This is a genomic window from Granulicatella sp. WM01 (assembly GCF_004570605.1).
Lineage (GTDB): Bacteria > Bacillota > Bacilli > Lactobacillales > Aerococcaceae > WM01.
Map to the genome: position 1 here is coordinate 1 of NZ_SPPB01000063.1, position 9,875 is coordinate 9,875.

General features: G+C 32.5%; 10 protein-coding genes, 1 pseudogene and 1 other annotated feature. Of the genes and pseudogenes, 9 read left to right on the forward strand and 2 right to left on the reverse strand.

All coding sequences use genetic code 11. The features are described from left to right. Nucleotides 1-799 (reverse strand): annotated as a pseudogene (locus tag E4T68_RS07530) (ISNCY family transposase); the annotation flags it as partial. 147 nt (nt 800-946) lie between these two features. Next, nucleotides 947-1,150 (forward strand) — a binding site (T-box leader). 46 nt (nt 1,151-1,196) lie between these two features. On the opposite strand from E4T68_RS07530, the gene serS reads away from it, so the two are divergent. From serS to E4T68_RS07570, 9 genes are all read left to right on the forward strand, one after another. Beyond that, on the forward strand, nt 1,197-2,480 hold the full coding sequence (gene serS / locus E4T68_RS07535; RefSeq protein ID WP_135125666.1) for a serine--tRNA ligase: 1,284 nt from the start codon (nt 1,197-1,199) through the stop codon (nt 2,478-2,480). Nucleotides 2,481-2,625: 145 nt separating this feature from the next. Next, nucleotides 2,626-3,150 carry a peptide-methionine (S)-S-oxide reductase MsrA gene (gene msrA / locus E4T68_RS07540; protein ID WP_135125668.1) on the forward strand — a complete coding sequence of 175 codons (525 nt, stop codon included), beginning with the start codon at nt 2,626-2,628 and terminating at the stop codon, nt 3,148-3,150. A gap of 347 nt (nt 3,151-3,497) precedes the next feature. Then, the gene (locus tag E4T68_RS07545) at nt 3,498-3,740 is read left to right on the forward strand and encodes a hypothetical protein (RefSeq protein WP_135125669.1); all 243 of its coding nucleotides are present in this window, start codon (nt 3,498-3,500) and stop codon (nt 3,738-3,740) included. A gap of 102 nt (nt 3,741-3,842) precedes the next feature. Next, entirely contained in the window at nt 3,843-3,992 is a 150-nt protein-coding gene (locus E4T68_RS09335) for a hypothetical protein (RefSeq protein ID WP_167753858.1), read from the forward strand. A 146-nt stretch (nt 3,993-4,138) separates the two neighbouring features. After that, nucleotides 4,139-4,756: a hypothetical protein gene (locus E4T68_RS07550; RefSeq protein WP_135125671.1), complete on the forward strand. Its 618-nt coding sequence runs from the start codon at nt 4,139-4,141 to the stop codon at nt 4,754-4,756. Nucleotides 4,757-4,764: 8 nt separating this feature from the next. Beyond that, nucleotides 4,765-5,850, forward strand: coding sequence for an ABC transporter permease (locus tag E4T68_RS07555; RefSeq protein ID WP_135125674.1), 1,086 nt, complete (start codon nt 4,765-4,767; stop codon nt 5,848-5,850). Between the two features lie 80 nt (nt 5,851-5,930). Continuing rightward, nucleotides 5,931-7,019, forward strand: coding sequence for an FtsX-like permease family protein (locus E4T68_RS07560; protein ID WP_135125676.1), 1,089 nt, complete (start codon nt 5,931-5,933; stop codon nt 7,017-7,019). Beyond that, entirely contained in the window at nt 7,012-7,680 is a 669-nt protein-coding gene (locus E4T68_RS07565) for an ABC transporter ATP-binding protein (RefSeq protein ID WP_135125678.1), read from the forward strand. Before E4T68_RS07560 ends, E4T68_RS07565 begins: the two co-directional genes overlap by 8 nt. A gap of 28 nt (nt 7,681-7,708) precedes the next feature. Continuing rightward, nucleotides 7,709-7,978: a hypothetical protein gene (locus E4T68_RS07570; RefSeq protein WP_167753859.1), complete on the forward strand. Its 270-nt coding sequence runs from the start codon at nt 7,709-7,711 to the stop codon at nt 7,976-7,978. Between the two features lie 400 nt (nt 7,979-8,378). Here E4T68_RS07570 and E4T68_RS07575 read toward each other — a convergent pair whose 3' ends face one another. Continuing rightward, nucleotides 8,379-9,593: an LCP family protein gene (locus tag E4T68_RS07575; RefSeq protein WP_167753860.1), complete on the reverse strand. Its 1,215-nt coding sequence runs from the start codon at nt 9,591-9,593 to the stop codon at nt 8,379-8,381. Nucleotides 9,594-9,875 lie beyond the last annotated feature (282 nt).

Genomic DNA, 9,875 nt, shown 5'->3' on the forward strand with positions numbered 1-9,875 from the left:
AAGCAAAACCAAACTGTGTCATGGTATCGTCTTGAAGCTGTTGAGTCCCTTTCCTTTGATAATCAAATACCGTTCGTCTATCCGTTAAAAAAGCAGCAGGAATACCATAATTGGTTAATATCTGATGTAACACCTGATAATAGCCTGTTAGCGTTTCTTGTGGGGCAAAATAGGCACCAACAATATTACCAGAAGCATCATCAATGGCAACATGAAGATGAGAGACAGTTTGACCAAACCATCTGAATTGGCTAGCGTCCATTTGTATCAGTTCGCCACAATATTTTTTTCTCGGACGACTAGGATGGATAGTGTCACTATCTGCTAGAAACTCACAAGAACGGGGTAAGTTTATAGACAATTCATGTCTCACTTGTTGTGCTACTTTTTTCTGTTGTTTTAGTCGTTTTACTGTTTTCCGATGTGTTTTGGGAGAAATCATCCCATGGTTATAGAGAATGGTACGAACAGTTGTATCTGTTAAATTGATGCCATGTTCTTGTTTTAAAATTTCAGTAAAATGAACAACATTAGGTTTTAAATTGGTAAATGATTGGTATAATTCTACAATAAAAGTTTTAGTAGATTCAGGTAGACTATGCTTTGGAGAGCGTTTTTTATTTTTATGAGAAAAAGCTGACTTACCAAATTGAACATAATTGTTAAGTAGTCGGTTAATTTGTCTTAATGATAATGTTAATTCAACACAGGCACGTTGTTTTGTTTTTTTGCCATGATGAACGGCTTTGATGACGTTATATTTTTTTATTTCATTCACTGTTAATTCTATCCTTTTCATATCTCTAGTTTATCATTTTGGGACATTTTGTCATTCGATTACTTTAAGACATTATCACATTCGATTGATATAGACACATACCGTAGTATGTGTATAACTTGACATTGTTGCATAATTATAGTAGAATCGTGGAAAATAATATGTATAGTTTACAATGTGAATAGTAGTTTATAAAGTGTTTCAGAAAGCCAGTGGATGATGTGAATTGGTACAGTTTTTAAACGAATCCACACATTTTACGAATGATGATGAAGTTATTCCGGTATGTCCGTTATCCTAATGAGTGTAGAGTATGTCAGCATAGTCTAAAACTGGGTGGTACCGCGAAATTAAAGCTATTTCGTCCCTTGTCCATAAGGGATGGAGTAGCTTTATTTTTATTTGTAGGAGGATTAAGATGTTAGATATTAAACAAATTAGAGAGAATGTAGATTCTTTTAAAACATTAGGTAGAGCACGAGGAATTGATGCGGCTATTTTTGATACATTAATTTCTTTAGATGAGGAACGTCGCCAGCTAATTGTGCAATCTGAAGAGAAAAAGCAGTATAGAAATACTGTATCACAAGAAATTTCAGAGTTAAAGCGGCAAAAAGAAAATGCTGATGCAAAAATTCAAGATATGAAACAAGTCGGTGAAGATATTAAAGAAATTGATGAACGCCTAAAACACGTGGAAGATGATATGGAGCATATTTTGGTTCGCTTACCTAACATGCCACACGAGTCTGTTCCGGTTGGAGAGAGTGAAGAAGATAATGTTGAAGTCAGACGTTGGAGTGAACCGAAAGAATTTACTTTTGAGCCAAAAGCCCATTGGGAAATTGCTGAACATTTAGGCATTTTAGATTTTGAGAGAGGGGCAAAAGTATCAGGTAGTCGCTTTGTGTTTTACAAAGGGTTGGGTGCCCGCCTAGAACGTGCGTGCTATAATTATATGTTAGATATGCATGTAGATAAGCATGGATATACTGAATTAATCACGCCTTATATTGTGAATGCACAATCCATGTTTGGAACAGGGCAGTTTCCTAAATTTAAGGAAGATGTTTTCCAGTTAACAGATGAACGCCAATTAACATTAATTCCAACAGCAGAAGTTCCATTAACGAATTATTATGGAAATGAAATTGTTAAAGGTGAAGAATTGCCAATCTACTTTACAGCATTTAGTCCGTCATTTAGATCAGAAGCAGGAAGTGCTGGTCGTGATACACGTGGTTTAATTCGTTTACATCAATTCCATAAAGTAGAAATGGTAAAATTTGCAAGACCTGAGCAGTCTTATGAAGAATTGGAAAAAATGGTTGCTAATGCCGAAGATATTTTACAAGGTCTAGAATTGCCGTATCGTGTATTAACGTTATGTACACAAGATATGGGCTTCTCGGCGGCAAAAACATACGATTTAGAAGTATGGATACCTGCACAAAATATGTACCGTGAGATTAGTTCTTGCTCTAACTGTGAAGCGTTCCAAGCACGTCGTGCAAAAATTCGTTTCAGACATGAGGAAACAGGAAAAGTAGATTATGTTCATACCTTGAATGGCTCTGGATTAGCTGTAGGCCGTACGGTAGCGGCTATTTTGGAAAATTATCAAAATGAAGACGGTAGTGTGACCATTCCTAAAGCACTTGTGTCATATATGGGTGGTATTGAAAAGATTACAAAAGATTAAATAAACAATCATGGTATATGCTTAACTATTAGAAAGCATATACCATGGAAAAGATTATCATAAGATTAATGTGAAAGCATTGTGCATTGCCAATAGCACATAAATAAGCTATGCATGTTTAGAAAGAGAAAACGAGGACTACAATATGAATAGACAAATAGCAACATTTGGTGGGGGATGTTTTTGGTGTATGGTGGAGCCTTTTGATACAATGCCTGGGGTAATTTCGGTAGTTTCAGGGTATTCCGGTGGCGATAGTGAGTATCCTACTTATGAGCAAGTTAAAACACAAAAGACTGGACATGTGGAAGTTGTTCAAATTGAGTTTGATGCAGATATAATGTCCTACGATAAATTGTTAACGATTTATTGGCAACAGACTGATCCAACAGATAAATTTGGACAATTTGTAGATAGAGGAAGTTCTTATCGTCCAGTTATTTTTTATCATACTGAGGAACAAAGAGTGTTAGCAGAAGAGTCAAAACAGGCATTAGAACAGAGTGGACGTTTTGATAAACCTATTGTAACAGCTATTGAGCCATTCAAACATTTCTATCTAGCTGAAGACTATCATCAAAACTTTTACAAAAAATCACCAGAACATTATCAAAGATCACATATTGGTTCGGGTAGAGAACAATTTATTCAAAATTATTGGAAAAAATAATTGTTTTGGAATAAAACCCCACAAATAAATTTGGATGGGACTGGGAAAAACTAAAATGTTAGCCTGTTGATTAACATTTGAAAAATTGAAAACAGCTTATAACCAACGTTTCTGATGACGTCATGATAAGCTGTTTTTTATTTTTAAGACTTTTTCCAGTCCCTTTTTTAACATAAACGTTTAAAAAATTTTTGTCTATCTAAATATTTTTTTCGTAGATATAATGATACGAATTGATACATATAGTATAAAATAATTAAAAAAGAAAACGTTTGCTATATAAATTGGATAAGTGGTATAATTATTACTGTAAGCAAAAGAGATAGTAAATTTAAGAGGAATTGTGTATGAAAAGGAAAATAGCTATTACTGCTTTAAGTATTATTTTTGCAGGGATTTTACCCGCTATTTCAGCTTATGCAGCATGTACACCTTGGAAAACGGTTGCTGTTACTGATAATAGATGTTTACAAACCCATTGTGGAATTTGGTCTAGTACAGCTTTATCTCAAAGATATACTCAACATAGGGTTTGTGACGGACGTACGCTTGTCCAAGAATTTGAAAGACATAACGATTGTGATTGTTAATTAATATATATTGCTAATCTGATACTATCTCTTTTATGGTTTTTATTTTGATAGGATACGTGATGGATTGATTGATGTAAATTGTATAGGAGGGAAATTAAAATGAAAAGAATAGTTATGTGTTTGTTATTATTTTTGCTGATGGGTTGTTATAATCAAAATTTATCTTCTGCCCCTCAAGAGAAAGAAAAAGAGCCAGAATTTACGCCTTCTGTATTGATGTTAAAAATCCAGTATCGATTGAACAAATAGCTAAAGGGAAAGGAATTTCTGTTACAGGACAATCATTTTATACAATAGATACAGAACATAAGACAGTTATTGAAAGGGATACTCAAAACCGGATTATTAGAAAATCAAACCCATTATCGTTAGTTAATCCTACACATCTAAAATTCGTGGAAAATCGTATATATATTTTAGATAGAGGATTAAATCAAATTATCAAGTATGATGAGGAATTTAATCAACTAAACCAATATGCTTTAAAAATTTCAGATACAGAAACAGAATATTTTGATTTTGAAATAGTAGGGACGTCTATTTTTTATACAGCTTCTGCAACTCTGGAACAAGAAAGTAAAATTTTTAGGTTAGATACAACGACTAAAGAAACCACAACAATCGGAGAGCATTTTAGAGGATATCTTGCTGTATTTCGCCAACAAGTCTATGCTGTTTCAACATTAGAATACTTTTCAGACAATCAATTTGCAGGTTTTCGTTCGGGGCTTAATCAATTTTATGAAGTAAAAGATGATAAACTTATTAAAAAGTTTGATTTTTGGACAGGATATGCTCCTACAGATTTTATTGTCGAAGAAGATAAAGTATATGTATTTAGTGGAGCTGCGAGTACATTAGATATATTTTCTGTATCCGATGGAACATATTTAGAGTCCATAGGTAAAATAGAGGGAGAAGCTGAATTTTCAGTTAATATAGCAAAATTACAAAATGATGTTTATGTGTCTTATCCAAAGAAAAATATAGTGTGGCGTTTACGCTTTAGTTGAGGTGTCATATGGTAAAATTAGCATTTATACTACTCACACAATGGAAAGAATTTATTCATAAATGGAAATTGAATAGTGTTATCCTTATTTCTCTCATTTTTAGTTTTGTATTTATTATTATTTTTTGTGGGAAACTAGTGACGATTTATGATTTGAAAAATTTGTCTGCCTTACAACATAGTGAAAATAGCTTTGAAATCCGTTCAATATATTCTACAAAGGACGCAGCACGTCAACTCAAAGAGGCCGTTGAGTCACTAAATGCGGATAATATTAGTTATGTGACAAACTATATAACGACTTTCGAGAAAAACGGGCAGTTATTTACAGAAAATTTCACAACACTTGAAGGAAATAGTCATTATTTTTTTAAAATGAGAGGTTTTTATCGTGAATTAGGGAATCAGGAAGTTGCCATATCTCACTATATCGCACATAAATATCATTTAAAGAAAAATGATACTATTCGTATAGACGGCAGAGAATTTAAGGTTGCCTTCATTTTTGAAAGTTATCAATTTGAGAAAAGATTTGTTATCTCAAGTCATGCCAATCTTGATATAGTATCTAAACTGGCAAGTAGTTATGCATTGATTCATTTTATTAATGCAGATGAGAAAACGTTAACAAATTCTTTAGATACAGCTATTTTTAATTATCAACCATTAACAACGGTAAATCGTTCAAGTGATAAATCGTTAACAGCTTATATGGTGTTTATTATGGTGTTTTCACTTGTATTCATTTTACTTTGTTTAACTAATTGCTTGTTGGCTTTTAAAGGAAAAATGACAAATACAATGAAAAATTTGTCAATTAAGTTGTTATATGGGTTAGGTAGTAAGGGCATTCTGTCTATTGTATTGTGGGAAAATTTATTATTAAGTGTGGTTGCGTTTCATATTGCATATGTAGGATTGTTTATATGTAGGGGGTATCTTCCACTATTCTTTACATTTCGAGGGGATAGTCTAAGTTATTTATTGTCATTGAGTTTTGTTATTTTGGGAATCATACTATATTCTTACATACTGATGAAAAGATTAAGTCGTTTTTATATTGTAGATGTTCTAAAGGGAGAGGTGAGAATGTAATGAGATATTGCCTAGCAATTGCTTTAAAATATATAAAGCACCATATAACATTATATAGTATCTTGTGTTTGGAGTTAGTATTGTGTTTTACGTTTATTTATTTAGGTATCAACAAAGAAATAAGTGAAAAAGAAAGGCATCAGTTACTAAACAATCAAGTAGGAAATAGTATTTTATTAAAAAATCAGTCTGATGAAATGAAGCATTCATTTGCAGAGCAAGTGCATGAATTAGAAAATTTTACTGGTCAAGACAATACATTATCGTACGCGAATATAAGACCTCTTATTATTCAAAAAGGGAATGATTATATCTCTTTCTATTTCATTGTGGCAAATACACCATTTCTAAACCATTATGTTCATACTGAGGAATCAACAAAAACGGTATTTATTAGCGAAGCGTTGAATAAAGTTGTTCAAACAAATCAAGAGTTATCTGTCATTGATGCTTCAATTACTTTTCAAAATCAAAATATTTTGTTGGGAAACCACGCATTAAAAAAGGAACTATTTACGCCAAATCATGTATTTCAAACATTAGTGACAAGTACGACTTATTTAACGGATGTTGACCTAACTTATAGCATGATTTTGACGAATGAAGCATATCAGACACTTAAAGATACATTTTTCGTATCTTTTACACAAACATTTTGTAGTGTGAATAATCAAGTAGATATTCAGCAATTTATGACAGATGTTTCGCGTCATTCTGAATTACCAAAATTGGAGGCAGTAGCAGTCGTTCCTGAATTTAAAAAGGGAACAGAGAGTTTAATGGAGTTCTTAAATGTTTTTTCTTGGGCAAGTTATATTGCGCTGAGTATTGTTGTAACAGGTGTAGTAGGGGTATTACTAATCTTTTTAGAAAAAAGAAAAAAACGGCAAATGATTTCGCTTATATTTGGAGCAACACCATTGCAACTCATTCTAGAATTAGGGATAGAACTTTTTATGTTGACAGGTCTGTCAAGTGTTCTTGCTGCTCTATGTTGTTGGTGGATACAGCCGTATATTAGTACAGCATATTATCTTATTCAGTTTTCAAAAGAGGGGATTGTGGTAGCTATCGTTTTACCTATAGCGATTTCTCTATTAGCATTAATGTTATGTTCTGGTTATTTTATCCAGTTAAAATATATCAAAGGAGTTAAACATTATGAGTAGGGTAACTTTAATAACATTAGATAATATACAAAAAGAATATGAAAATAGTGGAGTCATTTTAGATAACCTTTCTTTAGAAATAAAAAAGGGAGAATTTTTAGCAATTGTTGGCAAATCAGGTAGTGGGAAAAGTAGTCTTTTAAATATTATAGGATTGTTAGATACACATTTTCAAGGACAATATGTATTAAACGGTCAAAAAATAGAAACATTATCTAAAAGCCAAAGAGAGAAATTAAGAATAGAAACATTCGGATATATTTTCCAACAATATCATCTCGTTTCTGAATATACCGTCATGGAAAATGTCGAACTTCCTCTAGCGTATCAAAATGAGAAAAAAGCTAGCCGCCGTAAGAAAGTAGTGGCGTTACTAAATGATTTGGGATTAGCTGATAAGTTACATCAATACCCTTTCCAGCTATCAGGTGGTGAACAGCAAAGGGTAGCAATTGCTAGAGCAATTATTAGCCAACCTAGTATTATTTTAGCCGATGAACCAACAGGTAGTTTAGACGAGAAAACAGGAGATATGATTATGTCAGTGTTGGAAACACTGCATAAAAGTGGAGCAACAATTTGCCTAGTTACTCATGATAAAGATATTGCACAACGTGCAGATCGAGTCGTTGAAGTGAAGAATAAGAAAGTGGTGGTATAAATATGAAAAATAATAAAAAGTTTATGTTATGATAATGATTATTATAACGCTTTTAGGTGTCATTTTTTTGGTTAATCTCCCTCAGAAAAGTGAATATAAAAAAATTGTTGAAAAATTTCAAGTCATCAATGTGTTAGAAACGGAGAATGCAGTACAAAATAAAGAAGAATTGTTAATCTATGCAGGAAGAGAAACTTGTCCATCGTGTGTGGAGTTTGTCCCAGTATTATCATCAGCTGCTGAAAAAACGCATACAAAGATTTACTATTTAGGCGCCACACACTCAAAAAACAGATGAACATGTTTACTATACTATTTAAGCATTGATGTTCACTTTTAACATAAATCATGTTGGTTGAAGAAATCGCTTTGTTTCATTTAGTTGTATATAAACAAACGGAATTGAAAAAACGTTTTTAATAAAAATGCTGTGGGAAATCTTTGTTTATAGACATTGATTTCCCATAATTTTACACATATTGCCTCAGACCATGCTCAGTTTTTCCAAATTCCATAGAAATAGGTTTAATCTAAAATGGGAATGGGACTGGGAAAAACTAAAATGTTAGCCTGTTGATTAACATTTGAAAAATTGAAAACAGCTTATAACCAACGTTTCTGATGACGTCATGATAAGCTGTTTTTTATTTTTAAGACTTTTTCCAGTCTCATCTTATTTTATAAGGCTATAAAAACTGTTATTCACTCTGTGTAGTTGAGCTTTCAGATGATGTTGATTCATTTGTGCTAGATTCATCTGAATTATACGGTAATCCGGTATTTAAATAATTTCCTTCGTTATCTAAATAGTCATTTGAGTTGTATAATCTATAGGATTGCATTTTATATGACGTTGTCGAAATACCTTTAGATAATAATGTATCTTGTGTAATTTCAGGGAGATTTAATTTTTGGCGTAATAGATTGCTTATACGTAAATGTTCTTTATCTAAAATTAAATCATAGTAACCATTGTTAATATCAATCGGTGCAGAAGTCAGATGGTCTTGTTTCATGTTGTTAAAAACAGATGAGTACACATCTTTAAGCTGGAATAACCGATCAAGTGTAAAACTCATGCGAATGTTGCTGCTAAGGGTATCTAAAATTTGTTGATAATTAATTAGAGCATCAATAGACAATAGTTTTTTAGCAAGAGCACCAATTAAAATACGTTGTCGTTTTTCACGACCTGCTGTTCCTTCTGGATCTAATAAACGCATACGTGCAAAAAGATTAGCACTAAACCCATTTAAGTGTATTTCTTCTCCTTCCACAAATGAATACCCTTCTTGTTGGAAAGTAATTGGGCTTTTAACAGTGACACCACCTAAGGAATCAACCAGTTTGATTAGTCCGTTAATATCAATTTGAACGTATTCATCAATAGGGACTTGTAGGTAATTTTGAACAGTATTAATTGTTCCCTCTATATCTCCGTAAGCATAAGAATGGTTAATTTTATCAATTAGTCCGTAGCCATCACTGGTTCGAGGCACTTGCATAGGCACTAAAGTATCTCTAGGAATGCTCACAAGAGTAATTTCATTAGTGCTTGGATTAACTGTAGCGACAATGAGTGTGTCGGCACGTGCAGGTTCATCGCTATAGCCATATTCTCCACCTTTGTCTAAGCCAACAAGCAAGACTGTAAAAGGATCAGTCTTTTGAACCGAAGATTCACGAATATTTTCTGTTTTAACAGTTCGTGTAATTTCTGAAGCTGCATTTTGAACAGATGACCAAAATGTCGCAAGAAAATAGGTTAAACCAGCAAATAGAATGAAGATAGTCGACCATATAATAATACGACGAGTCCTTTTTTTTCGCTTTTTAATTAATTTGTTTCGTTCGGTTCTGTTGAATTGTGAATGTTCCGTATGATGCGGATCGTTGATATGATGTTTCGTCATAAATCTCTTCTCCTTAATAAATAACATATCTATTATACATGAAAAAGTTTAAATTGTCTTTAAAAAATAATTTCATTTAAACCCGTGTTGTAAAATGAAGTGCAACAAATAAAAATAAACAAAAAAACATGAAAATCAGCTATACTAAAGTTGCTAAACCAAATAGATAGGAAGATTTTCATGTCTGAAGTACATTATACCACAAAACGACACTATAAACACTTAAGTGATAAAGAAAGAAGTCAAATTGAAATATTATTAAACGAGGACTATACTATTTCA

Bases quoted from the DNA above. Each gene is read 5' to 3' on its own strand.
- serS (WP_135125666.1), top strand. From the start codon at position 1,197: ATGTTAGATATTAAACAAATTAGAGAGAATGTAGATTCTTTTAAAACA.
- msrA (WP_135125668.1), top strand. From the start codon at position 2,626: ATGAATAGACAAATAGCAACATTTGGTGGGGGATGTTTTTGGTGTATG.
- E4T68_RS07545 (WP_135125669.1), top strand. From the start codon at position 3,498: ATGAAAAGGAAAATAGCTATTACTGCTTTAAGTATTATTTTTGCAGGG.
- E4T68_RS09335 (WP_167753858.1), top strand. From the start codon at position 3,843: ATGAAAAGAATAGTTATGTGTTTGTTATTATTTTTGCTGATGGGTTGT.
- E4T68_RS07555 (WP_135125674.1), top strand. From the start codon at position 4,765: ATGGTAAAATTAGCATTTATACTACTCACACAATGGAAAGAATTTATT.
- E4T68_RS07565 (WP_135125678.1), top strand. From the start codon at position 7,012: ATGAGTAGGGTAACTTTAATAACATTAGATAATATACAAAAAGAATAT.
- E4T68_RS07570 (WP_167753859.1), top strand. From the start codon at position 7,709: ATGATAATGATTATTATAACGCTTTTAGGTGTCATTTTTTTGGTTAAT.
- E4T68_RS07575 (WP_167753860.1), bottom strand. From the start codon at position 9,593: ATGACGAAACATCATATCAACGATCCGCATCATACGGAACATTCACAA.